We start from the raw sequence: 18250 nt of genomic DNA on the forward strand, positions 1-18250 counted from the left end.
TTGATACATTCAGATGTATGACCCTCTCACATTCATCGTCGAGCAGCGACGTGGTGCTGCGCGTCAACGGCAAACGGCACGAGTTGACCGTGGACAACCGCTCGACCCTGCTGGACACGCTGCGCGAGCGCCTTGGGCTGACCGGCACCAAGAAGGGATGTGACCACGGCCAGTGCGGCGCCTGCACGGTACTGGTCGACGGGGAGCGGGCCAACAGCTGCCTGCTGCTGGCCGTCGCCGTCGACGACCGTGACATCGTCTCCATCGAGGGCGTGGCCGACCTGCCGGCCGCCGCGGCGACCGGCGGCGATCTGCATCCGGTCCAGGAGGCGTTCCTCAAGTACGACGGCCTGCAGTGCGGTTACTGCACACCGGGCCAGATCTGCTCCGCCGTGGGCGCCCTCGGCGAGGCCGAGCGCGGCTGGCCGAGCGTGGTGACGGAGGACACCACCGCGGGCGTCCCCGGGGCCTTCGCGCTCGACGCCGAGGAGGTGCGCGAGCGGATGAGCGGGAACCTGTGCCGGTGCGGCGCGTACGGCGGCATCGTGGAAGCCGTCCTCGAAGCGGCCGCCGCCCCCGCGACCGCGAACGGAGAGGCCCGATGAAGGAGTTCGCCTACGTACGTGCCGCGGGTGCCGCCGAGGCCCAGGCCCTGGTCGCCGAGCGCCCCGACGCCGTCTTCCTCGGCGGCGGCACCAACCTCGTCGACCTGATGAAGCTCGGTGTGACGGAGCCCGGCCTGCTGGTGGACGTCTCCCGCCTCCCGCTTGACTCGGTGGAGCACCGCCCGGACGGCTCGGTCCTCATCGGTGCCACCGTGCGCAATGGCGCACTCGCCGGCGACGAGGGCGTCCGCACCCGCTTCCCCGTCCTCTCCCAGGCACTGCTCGCCGGCGCCTCCGGGCAGCTCCGCTCCCAGGCCACCATCGGCGGCAACCTGCTGCAGCGCACCCGCTGCGGCTACTTCCAGGACGTCACCAAGCCCTGCAACAAACGCGAACCGGGCTCCGGATGCCCCGCCCGTGAGGGCGCGCACCGCGAAGCGGCCGTGCTCGGCACCTCGGACCACTGCGTGGCCGGCCACCCCTCGGACATGGCCGTCGCGCTGGTCGCGCTGGACGCCGTCGCCCACCTCAGGGCGCCCGACGGTGCCACCCGCACCGTGCCCGTCGAGGACCTGTACGTGCTGCCGGGCGACACCCCGCACAAGGAGACCGTGCTGGAGCGCGGCGAGCTGATCACCGCCGTGGAGGTGCCGGCGCCGCCCGCCGGGGCCGCGATGCGCTACCGCAAGGTGCGCGACCGCTGGTCGTACGCGTTCGCGCTGGTCAGCGTCGCCGCCGTGGTGGACGTGGCAGCGGACGGCACGCTCGCGGACGTCCGGATCGCGCTCGGCGGGGTCGGCACCCGGCCGTGGCGCGCCCGGGCCGCGGAGGCGGCGCTGCGCGGCGGGCGCCCCACCGAGGAGGCGCTGCGGGCCGCGGCCGGGGCCGAGTTCGCCATGGCGCGCCCGCTGCCCGGCAACGCGTTCAAGGTGGAACTGGCGGCCGACCTGATCTCCGCCGTCGTGCGCGACCTGGCCGACCAGGCCACAAGGAAGGACCGCTGATGAGCACGAGCACCCTCACCCAGTCCCTCGGCACCCCGGTCACCCGCCTCGACGGGTACGACAAGGTCACGGGCGCCGCGCAGTACGCGTACGAGTACCCGGTGGAAGGCGTCGTGTACGTCTTCCCGGCCGTCTCGACCATCGCCCGCGGCCGTGTCACGCACGTCGACGCCGCGGCCGTGCTGAGCCGCCCCGGTGTGCTCGCCGTGCTCGACCACACCAACGCCCCCAGGCTTCAGCCGGACGGCGACCCGGACATGATGGTGCTGCAGTCGCCCGAGATCGCCTACCGCGGCCAGATCGTCGCCGGTGTCGTCGCCACCTCCCTGGAGGCGGCCCGCCGGGCCGCCGAGGCCCTGCCGGTCTCCTACGAGCAGGAGCCCCACGAGGTGCTGCTCCGCGACGACGACACCGCCTACACGCCCGAGACGCTCAACGGCATGTTCCCGGCCACCATGCAACTGGGCGACCCGGACGCGGCGCTCGCCGCCGCGGACGTGGTCGTGGACGCCCGGTACACCACGCCCGCCGAGCACGCCATGCCGATGGAGCCGCACGCCACCATCGCGGTCTGGGACGAGGAGCGGCTGACGCTGTACGACTCCAACCAGGGCCCGTTCGGCTACGCCGAGACGATCGCCGCGCTGTTCGGCATCGACGCCTCCGCGGTGGAGGTCGTCGCCGAGTACGTCGGCGGCGGCTTCGGTTCCAAGGGCTTCCCCCGCCCGTCGTCCGTGCTGGCCGTCATGGCGGCCCGGGTCGTCGAGCGCCCGGTGAAGGTGGCACTGACCCGCCAGCAGATGTTCTCGCTGGTCACCCACCGGGCGGCGACCATTCAGCGGGTCCGCCTCGGCGCCGGCCGGGACGGCCGGCTCACCGCGGTCGTGCACGACTCGCTGAACCACACGTCGCGGCTGAAGGAGTTCGGGGAGAACGCCACCGCGGACGCGCGGCTGATGTACGCCTCGCCCAACATCCGCACGGTCTCCCGGCTCTCCCGGCTGGACATCCCCACCCCCGGCTTCTTCCGCGCACCGGGCCATACCCCGGGCATGTTCGCGCTGGAGTCGGCCATGGACGAGCTGGCCGAGGCGCTGGAGATCGACCCCGTCGAGCTGCGTCTGCGCAACGAGCCCGCGGCCGACCCCTTCAGCGGCCTGGAGTTCAGCAGCCGGGCTCTGGTCGACTGCCTGCGCGAGGGCGCCTCCCGCTTCGGCTGGCAGTACCGCGACCCGAAGCCGGCGAGCCGCCGCGAGGGCCGCTGGCTGGTCGGCACCGGCATGGCCTCCTCCACCCACCCCGTCTACGTCCGCCCGTCCACGGCCGTGGCACGCGCGGAGGCGGACGGCACCTTCGTCGTGCGGGTCGGCGCGACGGACGTCGGCACGGGCGCCCGGACGGCCATGGCGCAGGTCGCCGCGGACGCGCTGGGCATCCCGCTGGACCGGCTGCGCCTGGAGATCGGCCGTGCCTCGCTGGGCATGGCCGCGCTCTCCGGGGGCTCGATGGGCACCGCGTCGTGGAGCTGGGCCGTGGACAAGGCCTGCCGTGCGCTCGTCGACAAGCTCGACGCGTTCGCGGGCGTGGTGCCCGAGGGCGGCCTCGAGGTGCACGCGGACACCTCCGAGGACATCGAGGGGCAGCAGGAGCTGTCCAGGCACGCGTTCGGCGCACAGTTCGTGCAGCTGCGCGTGGACACGGACACCGGCGAGATCCGGGTGGACCGGATGCTCGGCGTCTTCACCGCCGGCCGCATCCTCAACCCGAAGACGGCGCGCTCGCAGCTCGTCGGCGCGATGACGATGGGTCTGTCGATGGCGCTGCTGGAGATCGGCGAACTGGACCCGCTCTTCGGCGACTTCGTGGGCCACGACCTCGCCGGGTACCACTACGCCGCCAACGCCGACGTCCCCGCGATCGAGGCGCACATGCTTCAGGAGCGCGACGACCGGCTCAACCCGGTGGGCGGCAAGGGCATCGGCGAGCTGGGCATCGTGGGAGCGGCGGCGGCCGTCACCAACGCCTTCCACCACGCCACCGGCGTCCGCGTCCGCGATCTGCCGCTGCGCATAGAGGACGCACGTCGCGCGCTGCGGCACGCACCGGGCGAACAGACCCCCGCCCCCGCCCGGTAGGGCAGGGCGGATGTCAGCCACCGGGCAGGCGGGCGGCTCCTACCACCACGGCGACCTCCCCGCGGCGCTGGTCCGCGCCACGCTGGAGATCGTCGCCGAGTGCGGCGTGCACGGCTTCTCGGTGGCAGAGGCCGCACGCCGCACCCGGGTCAGCCCGGCCGCGCCCTACCGGCACTTCCCGGACCGGAAGGCGCTGCTCGCGGCCGCCGCCGACACGGTCGCCCGCGACCTGCGGGCCGCCTGCGAGGAGGCGATGGCCGCCGCCGACCGGCCCGAGGACCGGCTCGCCGCGGTGGCCAGCGCCTACGTCCGGTCGGCGGCCCGCTACCAGAGCTGTTTCGAGCTGCTGATGGACGTCGACCTGCGGGCCTGCCGTCCGGAACTGAAGGAGAGCACCCGCTCGCTGGTGGACCTCCAGCTTCCCAGCGCCCTGGCGCTCGCGGAACCGGAGTCGGCCGTCGCCCTGCTGGAGGCCCTGCGCTGTCTGTCCCGGGGCTATGCGGCCCTCCTGCTGGACGGCTCGTTCGGCCCTCCGCTGGAGGTCTGCGAGTCCGTCGCGGCCCGTGCGGCCCGCGCCGCCCGGTCCCTGGCGTCGGGCTATGCGTCCCCGGAGCCCGACGAGGATCCGCCCGCACCGGCCGGGAGCTGACACGCTCGGCGTCGTGACCCGCACGGCTTGGACCGCCCCGGACAGCCCGCGGGCCCAAGGGGCGACACCGGGACGAACGCCCGGGCACACCTCGCCCACGTCAAGAGAGAGCCAAGCGCCATTGACTGAAAGAAACCCTTTCTTGACCCTGGCTTGACTAGTAATTTTCTCGTGCGGGGAGGGGTCGTACGCGGCGGTGTAAGCCCACCTCGGTTCATCCTCCGCGTACGACCTCCGTCCACGCCATCGGACGGGGCATGCCGCGCCCCCGGTACGCCCCGTCCTCCCGGGCGGTACTGCCACCCACCTTCATGCGACCCCGCCACCCGCCTTGTCAAGAGGCACGGCACGCGAAGCCGGGGGCGAACGGCCTACGCGGGGTGCCAGGTGCGGATGCCGTCGATCTTCGTCTGGTCGAGTTCGATACCGAAGCCGGGCTCGTCCGGAAGGACGAAGCCGCCGTCGACCGGCGCCGGCGGGTCCGCCTCGAAGTGGTGCCGGACGGGGATGTGCCGGAAGAGGTACTCCACCATGGGGCAGGTCCCCGGCGGCTGGCTCGCCACCACGTGCAGCGCGGCGTGCAGCCCGTGGCCGTGCGGGATCACCGGCACCCCGTACGGTTCGGCCAGCGCGCAGATCCGCACCAGTTCGGTGACCCCGCCGCACCACTCCGGGTCGGTCTGGAGCACCGACAGCACACCGTCCCGCAGGTACGGCAGCACGTCCGCGCGGTCGTAGAGGTGCTCGCCGGCGGCCAGCGGCACCCGCGTCGCACGGTGCAGCTCGGTGAACGCCCCGTACTGGGCGGGCGGGAAGGGCTCCTCCAGCCAGCGGGGCCGCAGCCCCTCCACCTCCCGCGCCCAGGTCGTCGCGTGGTGCGGGTCCCAGCCCATGAAAGCGTCGAACATCAGCTCCGCACCCGGGCCCAGGGTCTCCCGCACCGTCTCGGCGAGCGCCACGTCGGCGCGAAGGCCCTCCCAGCCCTCGCCGGGCCCGTGCGCGAGGAACCACTTCTGTGCCGCGAAGCCCTCCCCGGCCAGCCGCTCCGCGACCTGCCGCACCGTCTCCGGCTCCAGGGAGGTGCCCAGCGTGCTGGCGTAGGCGGGCACCCGGCTGCGCCCGGCGCCGCCGAGCAGCCGCCACACGGGTACGCCGAACACCCTGCCGCGCAGGTCCCACAGCGCGTTGTCGACCGCGCTGAGCGCCATCTTCAGATGGCCGTGCCGGGCATGCCGGTCCAGTCGGCACAGCTTGTCCCAGAGGATCGTGCCGGCCAGCGGGTCCTGGCCGATCAGGAAGTCCGCGTACACCTGCACCACCGGCCAGGCCGCCTCGCGGTCGATCGGCCCGTAGAAGCCGTACGGCCCCGCGTCGGTGCCGATCCGCAGGTACAGCGACTCGGCCCACTCGGGCTCCGCGGGCCGGGGCGCGCCCGCGACGGGACGGTGCTCGGGGTAGATGTGCAGCGGCCTGACCTGGCTCTGGGCCCCTCCCGGGGGCGGTGCCGGACGCGGTCCGCGCACCGCCTGCACCTCGACGGAGGAGATCGTCATCTCAGGCATGGGCCCTGGCCTTTCCGAGGAGTTCCGACTGCGCCTTCCGGCGGGCGACGCGGGGGAACGCGAGGATGCCGAGACCGCCGACGGCCATGACCGCGCCCATCACGTAGCACGCCGTGGAGAACGTCCCGGTGGTGTCCTTGAGCCAGCCCGTCACATACGGCGAGACGAACCCCCCGAGGTTGCCCACCGCGTTGATCAGGGCCAGGCCGCCGGCCGCCGCGAGACCGGTGAGGAACTGACCGGGGATCTGGAAGAACGCCTGGCTCATGGTGCCGATGCCCATGCTCGCCACACAGAGCGCGATCATGATGACGACGGGCTGGTCGAAGGCGGCCGCAGCGCAGAGGCCGACCGTGGAGGCGAACAGCGGCAGACTGCTGTGCCAGATCCGCTCGCCCGTCCGGTCCGAGTGCATGGCCCAGGGGACGGCCACGAGCACCGCGGCGAGCGCGGGGATGGAGGTCAGCAGGCTGACCGTGGTCGCCGAGTAGGTGTGGTGGGCGTTCGCCTCGAACAGCACGATCATCTGGGGCATGAAGAACGTCAGCCCGTACTGCCCGACGCTCTTGCAGAAGTAGATGGCCGACAGCATCGCCACCCGGATGTCCCTGATCATCCGGAAGCTTCCCGCGTGCGCGTTGCGCCCGTGCACCCCCGATCGCTCGGCGGCCAGCTCCCCGGTGAGCCAGGTGCGCTCCCGCTCGGTGAGCCACTTGGCGTCCGCGGGGTCGTCGCGCAGCACGCAGAGCGCCACCACGCCGATGACGACGGCGGGCAGGGCCTCCAGGACGAACATCATCCGCCAGCCGGAGAGGCCGAACAGTCCGTCGGTGTGATCCAGGATCAGTCCGGTCAGCGGGTTCCCGAACACCCCGGAGAGCGAGCCGCCGAGCACGAAGAAGGCCAGCATGCGGCCGCGGTAGCGGCTGGGGAACCAGAACATCAGGTAGAGCAGCACACCGGGGTAGAAGCCCGCCTCGGCCACGCCGAGCAGGACGCGCACCGCGTACAGGCTGCCGCTGCCGTGCACGAGCGCGGTGGCAGCGGAGACGACGCCCCAGCTCACCATGATGCGGGTGATCCACCGGCGTGGTCCGACCCTGTAGAGGATGATGTTGCTGGGCACCTCGAAAACGAAGTAGCCGACGAAGAAGAGGCCGGACGCCAGCCCGAACGCGGCGTCGGTGAGGCCGAGTTCCTTGTTCATGGTGAGGGCGGCGAGGCTGATGTTGGTCTTGTCGATGGAGTTGACGAAGTAGCCGAACGCCAGGACCGGCATCAGTCGCCAGCCGATCCTGCGGATCGTCCTTCTCTTCTCCTGCTCCGTCAGATATCCGTCACCGGCGTGCTCCTCCGGCGGCGGCGCGGGGGCCGAGTGCTCTTCGGGCAGTGCCATGGTGCTCCCTTGCCAGCGCGTGGTCAGGGCTGTGCGCCGTGTGGGGCACGACGGTGCTCCGTTCCCCGTCCTCCCTCTTCTGACCACCGCTTTCGGCTATGTAAAACGATTTCGAAGAAACGCGAAAACACGGTAGACCCGCGCTCGGTGCCGCACAAGGCCGGGAACCGGGGATGCTGTCCGCGCGGGAGGCCTGACAGAAACTTTCATCTCCGCTCTGTTCATCGGCTACTGAGTGGCAGTAAGTTTCAACACCGATCGAACAGGCCTCAGTCGCACTCCGTCCCCCACCCTCGCGGGAGCTGACATGTCCTCGATCCACCACGCCCTCGGGATGCCGCGCCGCAGATTCCTCGCCACCGCCGCCGCGGCGGCCGGCCTGGGCACGGGAGCCGTGCTCCTCGGTTCCGTGCCCGCCCGGGCCGCCGGGGCGCCGACCGTCTTCGACACCACGGCCTGGGGTGCCAGGCCGCCGTCCTCCCCGGTCAGCCTGGCCGGGAACGACCCGAACAAGATCGTCGTGCACCACACCGCGTTCGCGAACACCCCCGACACCGGGCAGACGGGCTCCTTCGCCATCGCGCACGAGATACAGGACCTGCACATGGACACCAACGGCTGGATCGACTCCGGCCAGCACTTCACCATCAGCCGCACCGGGATCGTCATGGAGGGCCGCCACCGCAGCCTCGAACGCCTCAAGGCGGGCAGCGACATGGTCGTCGGCGCCCACACCGTCGGCCAGAACAGCCAGGGCATCGGCATCGAGAACAACGGCACCTACACGACCGTCGCCCCGCCCCAGGTGCTGTACACCAGCCTGGTGAGTCTCTGCGCCTACATCTGCACCCAGTACGGCCTCGACCCGAGCCAGATCTTCGGGCACCGGGACTTCAACGACACCCAGTGCCCGGGCGACGTGCTGTACGGGATGCTTCCGCAACTGCGCAGGGACGTCGCCGCCGCGCTGTAGCCGGCCGGCGGGCGCGCAGGACCGGGGGCGCCGGCCTGACCCGCCTCAAGAACACGCACTTCGCCGGCGACGACCAGCTGCTGCCCGCAGCGGGGAGGGGCGGCCGCGGGGCCCCGGTGCGAGTCCCGCCGACCGTCCCCGTGACCGACGCGCGGACCGGCTCCGCCTCCCCCTGCGGGCGAGGCGCGCCCTACCCGGCGTGAAGGGTCTTCTCCATGACCACCTCTCTGCCCGTGCCGTCGGGCAGCGGGTCACCCGGGACCCCGGTGTCCCTGAAGCCCTGGCTCTCGTACAGCGCGACGGCCGCGGTGTTGCCGGGCATCACGGACAGCCGAAGGACCGTCGCCCCCCGCCGCAGGGCCCATCGCCCGACCTCGCCGATCAGGGAGTTCGCCACTCCCCGGCGCCGGGCGGTGGGGCTGACCCACATCGAGATCAGCTCCACGACGTCCGTCCGGTCGGCCGGGACACCGCCGGCCATGCCGACGGGCTCGCCGTGGGCCAGTGCGACGAGGCTGAGGGAGCCGGGAAGGGCGAGCCGGGCGCGCCAGCGCTCCTCACGGTCCCCGTCTCCCTGCCAGTCGGCCAGCTTCGAGCTGAAGGCGTCCGGTGCCTCGGCCAGGGCGGCGAGCCTCAGCTCCCGCCACACGCGCCACTCGTCCGGTCCCAGAGCGTGTATGTCGATCACGCACACATTCTTCTACCAGCTTCAGCCGCTTCCTGCTGGTGAAGGTCTCCCCGGTGGCCGCGATGATCCTGGTGGCCGCGATGATCCTGGTGGGCGCTGTGAACGAGTTCGTGCTGATGCCCCGGATCGCCCGGGCGCGGGCCGCGGGGGAGGAGGGTTCGGTCTTCCGGCTTGCGCTGAGGGTCTTCCCGTCGCTGGTCACGGTGGAGGTGGCGCTCGCGGTCGGCGTCCTCTTCGTCCTCGCCTTCCTCTCCGGCTCGGCCCGGGACGAGGCGCACGACCCCGAGCCGGCCCTCAGCGGCACGATCTTCGCCGTCGGCGCCGTGCTGGTGGTGCTGCTGGTCGTCTCCTTCGTGACCACCGCAAAGGTGTCCGACCGGCTCTCCCGCCCCGTGCACGACCCGACCGAGGAGAGGACCAGGAGCACGGTGCCGGCCGACTCCTGACGCCGCCGGCGCACCCGGAGCCGCCCGGTGCCCGCGGCGCGGGCCGCGCCACGGCGCCGGCCGGACGCGTGCGCCGAACTCGGCCGCGCCGTCCGCGCCATGTCGGCAGGGGCGTCCCCGTCGTGCCCGTGTGATCGCCCTCGCCGTGGATCCACAGCGGTCCACCGGGCCCCGTCCGGGACCCGGTGGGTGGTGCGGGCTCGCCGGCCGGCCGCATCGGCCGCTCGGCTGCGGCCGGCCGGCTCAGTCGCCGGCTCAGGTGAAGTTGACGTCGCTGCAGATGAAGTACGTCTGGTCCAGGTGCGATGCCTGCCAGATCGTGTAGACGACGTGGTGGCCGGTGCGACCCGGGGCGCTGACGTTGAAGGTGATGTCCGTCGCCGGCGCGTACTTACCGGTCTTCGCGACCTGCTGCAGGTCGCTCCACCGCAGGGGCTGCGTTTCGGGGTTGTAGCCCTGCTTGGTGACGTACACCAGGAAGTAGTCGGCGCCGTGGCTGGCCTGGTCGTGCAGGTGGAGGCTGAAGTTGCTGCCGACGTTCTTCGCCTTCCACGGGCCCGGGTTGTCGAGCGAGTTGGCCAGGCCGCCCTGGGCGTGGCCGGCGCTGCACAGCTGCCCGTCGGGGATGTTCTCCTGGAACTTGCCGGCCAGGTTCTCCCGGAACAGGCTCATCCAGTTCCACATGGTGTTCGGGTTGGCCTGGAAGGCCTGCCAGCACATGGGGTCCTGCTGCTGCATGGCCGGGTTCATGTGGTCGCTGCCCCAGCGCTCCCAGCAGCCGTAGCTGCGGGAGGAGGGATCCACGATCGAGCCGTGGGCGCTGGCGGGACTCATGAACAGGGTGAGCAGGCCGACGATCGCGGCCAGCGCGGGTGTTATCACCCGTAAGGTCCAACGGCGGGGGGAGGTGTCTGCATGCATAGTGCGGTCTCCGTCTTCCGGAAGGAATGGGGGTTCCGGCGCATCGTGGGAGCGCTCCCAAGATTACGTGGACTTTACCCGACGACACGTCGCCGAAACAGTCCTCCGGACGGGATTCGCGCGCCCGGCGCGCCCGTTCGCCATCGCCGGTCCCCCTGGCGGCCGTCCGTCCACCTCCGGCCCACCCACCGCTCGGCTCACCCACCGCCAGGCCCACCCCCGCCGCCGACCGGGACAGCCTCGAACCCTCCGGACGCCGGCGGGGAGGGCGGACGCCTCGCCCTCACCCCGAGGGCAACCCTACGTGTGCGGTTCACCGAACCGTCGAATCGTGTTACCGGGAAAGAACACCAGCCCCGTGAATGTCCCTGTCGGACTGATCGGGCGTGTGGTGCGCCACACGCGTCAGTCATCGGAACCGTTGGGCGATCTGCTCGGTTCTTCCGGATTCTCGCGTCCCGGTAGGGGTATTCGATGCACGTAAAAACCAAGATCGCCGGCGGTGCCGCTGCCGCGGTCGCCGCGGCGGCACTCGCCGTTGTCGGCGTCCTCGGCTCTGCCCGGGCCTCCGTGCCGGCGAAGCACACCACGGCCATGTCCGCCGCGGCGGACACCACCTCCCGGTCCGCCGCGGCGCAGGCCGGCGCCGCTCAGCCGCCGGTGCTGACGGCGACGTTGGACAAGACCTTCGACACCTTCGACGCCAACCAGGGTGTCGCCGTCGACAAGGAGCACTTCTACGCCGTCAACAACCGCACCATCACCAAGCACGACAAGGTGACGGGCAAGCCCCTGCTGCAGTTCGTGGGGGACGGCGACGGCCCGATCATCCACATGGACAGCGCGACCGTGGTCGGCGACAAGCTGTACGCGGCGACGTCCAACTACGACACCACGCCCGAGAAGAGCTCCATCGAGGTGTTCGACACCAGGACGATGAAGCACATCGACACCTTCAGCTTCGGCATCTACCGCGGCTCGCTGACCTGGCTCGACCGGCACGAGGGGGCCTGGTACGCGGCCTTCGCCAACTACGACGAGGTCCCCGACGGCGGCACCGAACCGTACGGCGGGACCGACAACACCCAGATCGTCAAGCTGGACGACGACTTCCAGGTCGTGCAGTCCTGGACCGTGCCGCAGGCGATCCTCGACAAGGTCAGGCCGATGAGCAACTCCGGTGGTTCGTGGGGTCCCGACGGGCGGCTCTGGCTCACCGGACACGACTTCGGCGAGGCCTACGTGATGAAGATCCCGTCCGAGGGCTCGGACCTGCAGTGGGTGGCGACCGTCACACTTCCCGACGTGGAGGGCCAGGCCATCGCCTGGGACCGTTCGACCCAGCACCCCGAACTGTGGGCGATCAAACGCTCGGCCAAGCAGGTGCTGACGTTCAAGGCTCCCTACAAGGCGATCAGCGATCCCACCAACCCGCAGTGGAAGGTCGTCGGCCCCGGCCACTTCCAGCAGTGAGCGCGGGCGGCCACGGCCGGTGACCGCCCGCCGAAGCCGAGACGAGGCAGCCCCGCCGTGTGCGCCGGCCGCACGCCGAGCACCCCGGATCGAAAGGTCCGGGGTCTTTTTCGTGCCGGGTCATGTGCCGGCCCCGCACCGGCTACTGGGTGGCCGATGAAATTGCGCACTGATAAGTCGCCGCGCAGAGCCGAAAATCCTCCGGAAGTGTCACATGTCGGGGCTGGCGGGAAATATTCCGGGTTTTCGTCCGGAAGGGGCGGAGCGCGGTGGCGTTCTCGTCGGTGATGCCGGTTCAGGTGTCATCCCCGTCACACTTCCGGCAGGGCACCGTGCGGCACCGCGCGGCACTGCGCGGCACGGCGCGGTGCGCCACGGCAGCCCCGCCGGCCTTCCGGCGGCGCGCCCCGCTCCCTCGGTGTTCGCTGCGAACGGCGGCTCGGGCGCGCACTCCGGAAGGGTGTGCCGGTCGCTTTCCGGTCGCCTCGCCAACTCGTGGAAAAACGCGGGGACTTGATGCCCGAGCGATAAGTGAAAGCATACTTTCCGAAAGTGACGGGCTATTAGTTACTTGCGGTATACCGGCGGGTAGCCGTGACTTCCCGCTGTTGAACATGGAGGGCGTCAATGCGAATGTGAAATTCCTGTGTTAGCGTCCCTCGCCTAGATCAAACAGGCGAGGGAGGAAGGCCCCGTGGGGGAAATGCATCACTTCACTTACGGGTGGTTGACGCCCTTGCTGTCCTTCGCGATGGCGTGCGTCGGCGGGGCGCTCGGACTGCGCTGCACCGTCCGCGCGCTCGCCACGACCGGGACGAGCCGGCGCAACTGGCTCGCGATCGCCTCCGTCGCCATCGGTTCGGGCATCTGGACGATGCACTTCATCGCCATGCTCGGCTTCGGTGTCTCAGGCTCGGCGATCCGCTACAACGTGCCGCTGACCGTGCTGAGCCTGGTCGTCGCGATCCTCGTCGTCGGGGCCGGCGTCTTCACCGCCGGCTACGGGCGGTCGCGGGTCCGCTCGGTCCTGGTGGGCGGCCTGGGCACCGGGCTCGGCGTCGCGGCCATGCACTACATCGGCATGGCCGCGCTGCGGCTGCACGGCGACATCGGGTACGCACCGCTCCTCGTCACCCTGTCCGTGCTGATCGCCGTCGTGGCCGCGACCGCCGCCCTGTGGGCCGCGCTCACGGTGCACGGCACGGCGGGCGCCGTCGGCGCCTCCCTGGTGATGGGCGTCGCCGTCAGCAGCATGCACTACACCGGCATGGCCGCGGTGTCCGTACGGCTGGCACCCGGGCAGGCCGAGCTGCCCGGCGCCACGGCCACCGAGTTCATCTTTCCGCTCGCCGTCCTCCTGGGCTCGTTCCTCTTCCTGACGTCTGCCTTCGTCGCGTTGTCGCCCACCGCCCAGCAGCGCAGGGCGGCCGAGTCGGCCGCGCAGCGCCTGCACGACGTCGAGGCGCACGGCGTCGAGCTCCCCTCCGGCCGACGCTCCCCCCACCCGACCCCCACGTCTCCGCCACCCCACTGAACGAGGAAGTCATGCGTGTACGCCGTGTACGGGCCGAGGGCAGGCACGACGGCGAGGAACCCTCGCCCACCGGCGGCTCGGGACACGTGCCGCGCGCGCCGCGAGCCGCCCGCGGAGTGTCCTGGCCGCTCCTGCCGGGCCGGCTGCGTCCCAGATCCGTCCGGGCGAAGATCGTTTCGCTTCTGATGGTCCCCGTCGTCTCGCTGATGGCGCTGTGGGCCTTCGCCACGGTCACCACGGCCCAGAACGTCTCGGACCTCACCCGGTCGAAGGAGGTCGACGCGACCCTGCTGGCTCCGGTGAGCGACTACGTCACGGCCGTCCAGGCCGAGCGCAGTGCCGCGGCCCGCTACCTCGCACAGCCCGGCCCGGCGCGTCTCGACGCCCTGGACACCCGGGGCAGGAGCACCGAAGCCGCTGCCGGGGCCCTGCGGCGCGGCATCGACGCCAGCAGTACCGACACGGCCGAGCTCAGTCCCGACCTCCCCTCGCGCACCCGCAGCCTGACGGACGCCTCCGGCAGGCTGCCGGCGCTGCGGAAGCTGGTCGCCGCGCGGAAGACGAGCTGGGACGACGCGTACACCGGCTACACCGGCGCGATCGACCTGGGCTTCTCCGTCACCGGCGCGCTGAGCGGCGTCAGCGCCTCCGCCGCGGGGCAGGGGCGGGGGCAGGGGCCTGAGGCCGCCTCGCAGGCGCGCGTCGTGCAGGAGCTCTCCCGCGCGCGGGAGATGATCGCCCGCGAGGACGCCCTCGTCGGCGGCTCCCCGGCAGACGGGCGGATGCCCGCCGACCGCTACCGCGCCTTCGTCGGCGCCGCCCGGTCCCAGCAGACGTTGTTCCAGTCGGCCGTGGACGACCTGAGCCCGTCGGACGAGGCCGCCTACCGCGCCGTACTGCGGGGCCGGCCCTACCACGAACTGCACGCCCAGGAACAGGCGATCGAGGACGCCGGGCCCGGACATGCTGTGAGCAGGGCCGTCACGACGACATGGGACCAGGTCGCGGGTCCCGTCCTCGAGGGTCTGCGGGGGGCCCAGGCGAGGGCGAGCACGGCGGCGGCACAGAAGGCCGACCCGCTCTCGTTCGACGTGCTCGGCCAGCCCGGCGTCGCGGTGATCCTGGGCTTCGTGGGCGTCCTGCTCTCCCTGCTGATCTCGATGCGGATCGGCCGCGGCCTCGTCGACGAGCTGGTCGGCATGCGCAACTCGGCCCTGGAACTGGCGGGCAGCAAGCTCCCCGAGTCGCTGCGCCGGCTGCATGCCGGCGAGGAGGTGGACCTCGACGCCGAAGCGCCGGTGCAGCGGCGCGGCGCGGACGAGATCGGGCAGGTGGGCGCGGCGCTCAACGCCGTCCACCGGGCCGCGCTCCAGGCCGCCGTCGAGCGCGCCGAGGTGCTCGGCGGAATCTCCGACGTGTACGTGAAACTGGCCCGGCGCAGCCAGGTGCTGCTCCACCGGCAACTCGACCTGCTCGACACGATGGAGCGGCGTATCGAGGACCCTGCCGAACTGGAGGACCTCTTCCGGCTCGACCACCTCACGACGCGGATGCGACGCCACGCGGAGAGCCTGATCATCCTCTCCGGGGCCGCGCCCGTGCGCGGCTGGCGCCGGCCCGTGCCGATGCTCGACGTGGTGCGTGCCGCGGTCGCCGAGGTCGAGGACTTCACCCGTGTCGAGGTCCGAGTCCCCGCGGACGTCCGCGTGGCCGGCTCGGCCGTCGCCGACCTCACCCACCTGGTCGCGGAGCTCGTCGAGAACGCGGTCACCTTCTCGCCCCCGCACACCAGGGTGCGGGTACGCGGCGAGGCGGTCGGCGCCGGCCTGGCCCTGGAGATCGAGGACCGTGGGCTAGGCATGGGCCGGGAGGCCCTGGCCCAGGCCAACCGCAAGATCATGGACGCCTCCCAGGTCGACCTGCTCGACACCGACCGGCTGGGCCTGTTCGTGGTCAACCGGCTCGCACACCGCCGCGGTGTCCAGGTCGCGCTGCAACCGTCCGTGTACGGCGGCGTCACGGCCGTCGTTCTCATACCGGAGAACCTGCTGGAGCGTGCGGCGCAGGCGGCGGAGCCGGCGGACCCCGAGCACGCACCAGACCCGGCGACCCAGGAGCTCCCGGCCGTTCCCGGCCGGCGCGGCGGCCGACGGCCGGGAACGGCGGTTCAGCGGGGGCTTCCGGCGTCCTCGGAGCCCCTCGGGTCCCCAGAGCCCCTCGGGTCCCCAGAGCCCCTCGGGTCCCCAGAGCCCTCGGGGTCCCCAGAGCCCTCGGAGGCGCCCCGGCCGCCGGCCGCCGCCCCGGCGCGCCGTCTGTCCGGTCCGGGCCCGGGACGGCACGCGGGGGCCTCGGACGACCGCGCGCCCGCCTCGCCGGCACCTCCCGGGCGGGGAGTGCGGGGCGTGCCCGTCCGCCGGCCAGTCGGTTCGTGGCGGCCGAGTGCGCTGCCCGGTCGTGGGCGGGGCGACTCGGCGTGGCCGGGGGGCGGCCCTGCCCGTGAGCCGGGTGGTTCGCAGCGGCCCGGGGTGACACCCCTTGAGACGGCGGAGGGGGCACGGGTGTCGGCCGACCGGTCCCAGACTGGTGCTGGTGCTGGTGCTGGTGCTGGTGCTGGTGCTGGGGCCGGGTTCGGTGCCGGAGCCGCGCCTGCCCGGCCGGATGCCGTACCGCCCCCGGCCGTCGCACCGCCGGCGGATGCCGCGCCGGCCCAGGAGCCCCCGGCACCGGCGCCGGAACGCCCGCCGGGGGAGCCGGCGCCGCTGCCCCGGCGGGTACGGCAGGCGAGCATCGCGCCGCAACTGCGCGACGCGCCGGCCCGCCCGCCGCGCAGTGTCCCGCACATCGCGGATCCCGCGGCCACGGGGCGCTCGCCCGAGCGCGCCCGCGCCACCATGGCCGCCCTCCGCGCCGGCTGGCTGAGCGGTGGCCGGGCGGCCGGGAACGCGGATCGGAACACGGTGGGGGACCGGAACGCGGTGGGCGGCGGGAACGCGGTGGGCGGCGGGAACGCGGTGGGGGACCGGAACACGCTGGGAGGACGACATGCGGCAGGAGACCGGAACACGGTGGGCGACCGACAAGCGGAAGGGCACCAGCACGCGGAAGGAAACCGGCACGCCGAAGGGAACCGGGACGCCGAAGGGAACCGGCCGCCCCCGCCCGCCCGGGGTCCGAGCCACACCGAGACACCGTCACAGGGAGATGAAGCGTGATGTCCGCAACGATGGAGACCTCCGGTGAGCTCAACTGGCTGCTGGACGACCTGGTCTCACGCGTGCCGCAGATCAGACACGCCGTCGTGCTCTCCGGCGACGGCCTGCCCATCGGCGCGTCCGGTGAACTGACCCGGGACGACAGGGAGCGCTTCGCCGCCATCGCCTCCGGCTTCCACAGCCTGGCCAAGGGCGCGGGGCGGCACTTCCAGGCGGGCCGCGTGGTGCAGACCCTGGTCGAGCTGGAGGGCGGGTTCCTCTTCGTCGCCTCGGCCGGGGAGGGGTCCAACCTGTCCGTGTTCACGGACGCCGACGCCGATGTGGGCCTGGTCGCCTACGAGATGGCACGGCTGGTGACGCGAGTGGCCGAGCACCTCGGCGTGCCCTCGCGCACGGATGACGCCGCGCCCTTCCAGGAGTGACGCCGCCGCCATGACCGACGATCCCCGGCAGTGGTTCCGCGACGGAGTGGGGCGGCCCGCACCGTCCCGCCCGCCGGGCCGCCCGCCGTCCACCCCCGAGTGGTTCGACGACGAGGCGGGACCACTGGTACGCCTCTACGCGATGACCGCGGGCCGTGCGCGGCCCACCAGTGAGGCCTTCGACCTCGCCGCGGTCATCCACGCGGCCGAGCCCGGCGCCGGGGCCCCGCTCCCTCCCTCACCCGAACACGCGGCGATCGCCGCGCTGTGCCGGACCGGGCCCCGGACCGTCGCCGACATCGCAGCCGACTCCGATCTGCCGGTCGGCGTGGTGCGGGTGCTCCTCGACGACCTGCTGTCCGCCGGGCACATCCGTGTCAGTCGCCCCGTGGCCCCGGCACAACTCCCCGACGCGGGCCTGCTCAAGGAGGTCATCGATGGACTCCGCGCACTGTGACGACCGCCGTCCCGACGCCCCCGGCTCCTTCCTGTCGCTGAAGATCCTGGTGGCCGGCGGGTTCGGCGTCGGCAAGACCACCCTGGTCGGCGCGGTGAGCGAGATCCGTCCGCTGCGCACCGAGGAGCAGCTCACCGAGGCGAGCCGCTCGGTGGACGACCTCGGCGGCGTCGAGCGCAAGACCACGACGACCGTCGCCATGGACTTCGGACGCATCACCCTCCGCGAGGGCCTGTCGCTCTACCTGTTCGGCACGCCGGGCCAGGACCGGTTCTGGTTCCTGTGGGACGAACTGGCCAACGGCGCGCTGGGGGCCATGGTGCTCGCCGACACCCGGCGCCTGCAGGACTGCTTCCCCGCCGTCGACTACTTCGAGCGCCGCGACATCCCCTTCGTCGTCGCGGTCAACTGCTTCGCCGGCTTCCACACCTACGCCCCTGGGGAGGTACGGGACGCTCTCGACCTCGATCCCGGGACGCCCGTGGTGCTGTGCGACGCCCGCGAGAAGGAGTCCGCCAAGGAGGTACTGATCACCCTCGTCGAGCACGCCGGCCGCGTCTACGCCAAGGGCCTGGAGGGCACGGCCCCTTGACGCCCGGCACGACACGACATCCGCGGGCCCTCCGGGCACCGTGCCGTCCCGCCGCCCTGTCGCGGGGCCGGAGTGGTGGTGTCGGCGGCGCCCCACGCCCCACGGCACGTCAGGAGCGAGGCGCTGCCGCCTGCGGCCGGGAGCTCGTAGGCACGCTCTGCCACCCGACCACGCAGGACAC

16 protein-coding genes are annotated in these 18250 nt (G+C 72.3%); 12 read left to right on the plus strand and 4 right to left on the minus strand.

Going from position 1 to position 18250, the window contains the following annotated elements:
• Positions 1 to 17: 17 nt before the first annotated feature.
• The 4 genes from ACSMXW_RS33085 to ACSMXW_RS33100 are packed head-to-tail and all read left to right on the plus strand — an operon-like array spanning position 18 to position 4393.
• Entirely contained in the window at positions 18 to 605 is a 588-nt protein-coding gene (locus ACSMXW_RS33085) for a 2Fe-2S iron-sulfur cluster-binding protein (protein ID WP_485801799.1), read from the plus strand.
• Positions 602 to 1609: an FAD binding domain-containing protein gene (locus ACSMXW_RS33090; RefSeq protein ID WP_485801800.1), complete on the plus strand. Its 1008-nt coding sequence runs from the start codon at positions 602 to 604 to the stop codon at positions 1607 to 1609. The genes ACSMXW_RS33085 and ACSMXW_RS33090 overlap by 4 nt, the downstream gene beginning before the upstream one ends.
• Positions 1609 to 3744, plus strand: coding sequence for a xanthine dehydrogenase family protein molybdopterin-binding subunit (locus tag ACSMXW_RS33095; protein WP_485801802.1), 2136 nt, complete (start codon positions 1609 to 1611; stop codon positions 3742 to 3744). Before ACSMXW_RS33090 ends, ACSMXW_RS33095 begins: the two co-directional genes overlap by 1 nt.
• Positions 3745 to 3754: 10 nt before the next feature.
• Positions 3755 to 4393, plus strand: coding sequence for a TetR/AcrR family transcriptional regulator (locus tag ACSMXW_RS33100; RefSeq protein WP_485801803.1), 639 nt, complete (start codon positions 3755 to 3757; stop codon positions 4391 to 4393).
• Between the two features lie 371 nt (positions 4394 to 4764).
• On the opposite strand, the gene ACSMXW_RS33105 is transcribed toward ACSMXW_RS33100, so the two are convergent.
• Positions 4765 to 5955 (minus strand): enolase C-terminal domain-like protein, encoded by a 1191-nt coding sequence (locus ACSMXW_RS33105; protein WP_485801805.1) that lies wholly within the window; start codon positions 5953 to 5955, stop codon positions 4765 to 4767.
• Positions 5948 to 7351: an MFS transporter gene (locus ACSMXW_RS33110; RefSeq protein ID WP_485801806.1), complete on the minus strand. Its 1404-nt coding sequence runs from the start codon at positions 7349 to 7351 to the stop codon at positions 5948 to 5950. The genes ACSMXW_RS33105 and ACSMXW_RS33110 overlap by 8 nt, the downstream gene beginning before the upstream one ends.
• Before the next feature lie 307 nt (positions 7352 to 7658).
• Here ACSMXW_RS33110 and ACSMXW_RS33115 point away from each other — a divergent pair, with 307 nt between their 5' ends.
• On the plus strand, positions 7659 to 8324 hold the full coding sequence (locus ACSMXW_RS33115) for a peptidoglycan recognition protein family protein (protein WP_485801807.1): 666 nt from the start codon (positions 7659 to 7661) through the stop codon (positions 8322 to 8324).
• A gap of 190 nt (positions 8325 to 8514) precedes the next feature.
• Here the strand turns inward: ACSMXW_RS33115 and ACSMXW_RS33120 are convergent, their stop codons facing one another.
• Positions 8515 to 9012, minus strand: a complete 498-nt coding sequence (locus ACSMXW_RS33120) for a GNAT family N-acetyltransferase (protein WP_485801809.1) — start codon at positions 9010 to 9012, stop codon at positions 8515 to 8517.
• A 53-nt stretch (positions 9013 to 9065) separates the two neighbouring features.
• Between ACSMXW_RS33120 and ACSMXW_RS33125 the strand changes: the two genes are divergently transcribed.
• On the plus strand, positions 9066 to 9458 hold the full coding sequence (locus ACSMXW_RS33125) for a CopD family protein (RefSeq protein ID WP_485801810.1): 393 nt from the start codon (positions 9066 to 9068) through the stop codon (positions 9456 to 9458).
• A gap of 255 nt (positions 9459 to 9713) precedes the next feature.
• Here the strand turns inward: ACSMXW_RS33125 and ACSMXW_RS33130 are convergent, their stop codons facing one another.
• Positions 9714 to 10379 carry a lytic polysaccharide monooxygenase auxiliary activity family 9 protein gene (locus ACSMXW_RS33130; RefSeq protein WP_485801812.1) on the minus strand — a complete coding sequence of 222 codons (666 nt, stop codon included), beginning with the start codon at positions 10377 to 10379 and terminating at the stop codon, positions 9714 to 9716.
• A gap of 474 nt (positions 10380 to 10853) precedes the next feature.
• Here ACSMXW_RS33130 and ACSMXW_RS33135 point away from each other — a divergent pair, with 474 nt between their 5' ends.
• From ACSMXW_RS33135 to ACSMXW_RS33160, 6 genes are all read left to right on the plus strand, one after another.
• Entirely contained in the window at positions 10854 to 11852 is a 999-nt protein-coding gene (locus ACSMXW_RS33135; RefSeq protein ID WP_485801814.1) for a hypothetical protein, read from the plus strand.
• Between the two features lie 694 nt (positions 11853 to 12546).
• A complete protein-coding gene (locus ACSMXW_RS33140) occupies positions 12547 to 13386 on the plus strand; it encodes an MHYT domain-containing protein (RefSeq protein ID WP_485801816.1) in 840 nt (279 codons plus the stop codon).
• Positions 13387 to 13397: 11 nt separating this feature from the next.
• A complete protein-coding gene (locus tag ACSMXW_RS33145; RefSeq protein ID WP_485801817.1) occupies positions 13398 to 16598 on the plus strand; it encodes a sensor histidine kinase in 3201 nt (1066 codons plus the stop codon).
• Positions 16598 to 17020, plus strand: a complete 423-nt coding sequence (locus ACSMXW_RS33150; protein ID WP_485801819.1) for a roadblock/LC7 domain-containing protein — start codon at positions 16598 to 16600, stop codon at positions 17018 to 17020. The genes ACSMXW_RS33145 and ACSMXW_RS33150 overlap by 1 nt, the downstream gene beginning before the upstream one ends.
• A gap of 10 nt (positions 17021 to 17030) precedes the next feature.
• Positions 17031 to 17477, plus strand: a complete 447-nt coding sequence (locus ACSMXW_RS33155; RefSeq protein ID WP_485801820.1) for a DUF742 domain-containing protein — start codon at positions 17031 to 17033, stop codon at positions 17475 to 17477.
• The gene (locus tag ACSMXW_RS33160) at positions 17458 to 18069 is read left to right on the plus strand and encodes a GTP-binding protein (protein WP_485801822.1); all 612 of its coding nucleotides are present in this window, start codon (positions 17458 to 17460) and stop codon (positions 18067 to 18069) included. Before ACSMXW_RS33155 ends, ACSMXW_RS33160 begins: the two co-directional genes overlap by 20 nt.
• Positions 18070 to 18250: the final 181 nt, after the last annotated feature.

The organism is Streptomyces sp. DSM 116793 (genome assembly GCF_057320905.1).

Coding starts and splice junctions, on each gene's coding strand:
- ACSMXW_RS33085 (WP_485801799.1), top strand. CDS start 18: ATGACCCTCTCACATTCATCGTCGAGCAGCGACGTGGTGCTGCGCGTC.
- ACSMXW_RS33090 (WP_485801800.1), top strand. CDS start 602: ATGAAGGAGTTCGCCTACGTACGTGCCGCGGGTGCCGCCGAGGCCCAG.
- ACSMXW_RS33095 (WP_485801802.1), top strand. CDS start 1,609: ATGAGCACGAGCACCCTCACCCAGTCCCTCGGCACCCCGGTCACCCGC.
- ACSMXW_RS33100 (WP_485801803.1), top strand. CDS start 3,755: ATGTCAGCCACCGGGCAGGCGGGCGGCTCCTACCACCACGGCGACCTC.
- ACSMXW_RS33105 (WP_485801805.1), bottom strand. CDS start 5,955: ATGCCTGAGATGACGATCTCCTCCGTCGAGGTGCAGGCGGTGCGCGGA.
- ACSMXW_RS33110 (WP_485801806.1), bottom strand. CDS start 7,351: ATGGCACTGCCCGAAGAGCACTCGGCCCCCGCGCCGCCGCCGGAGGAG.
- ACSMXW_RS33115 (WP_485801807.1), top strand. CDS start 7,659: ATGTCCTCGATCCACCACGCCCTCGGGATGCCGCGCCGCAGATTCCTC.
- ACSMXW_RS33130 (WP_485801812.1), bottom strand. CDS start 10,379: ATGCATGCAGACACCTCCCCCCGCCGTTGGACCTTACGGGTGATAACA.
- ACSMXW_RS33135 (WP_485801814.1), top strand. CDS start 10,854: ATGCACGTAAAAACCAAGATCGCCGGCGGTGCCGCTGCCGCGGTCGCC.
- ACSMXW_RS33145 (WP_485801817.1), top strand. CDS start 13,398: ATGCGTGTACGCCGTGTACGGGCCGAGGGCAGGCACGACGGCGAGGAA.
- ACSMXW_RS33150 (WP_485801819.1), top strand. CDS start 16,598: ATGTCCGCAACGATGGAGACCTCCGGTGAGCTCAACTGGCTGCTGGAC.
- ACSMXW_RS33155 (WP_485801820.1), top strand. CDS start 17,031: ATGACCGACGATCCCCGGCAGTGGTTCCGCGACGGAGTGGGGCGGCCC.
- ACSMXW_RS33160 (WP_485801822.1), top strand. CDS start 17,458: ATGGACTCCGCGCACTGTGACGACCGCCGTCCCGACGCCCCCGGCTCC.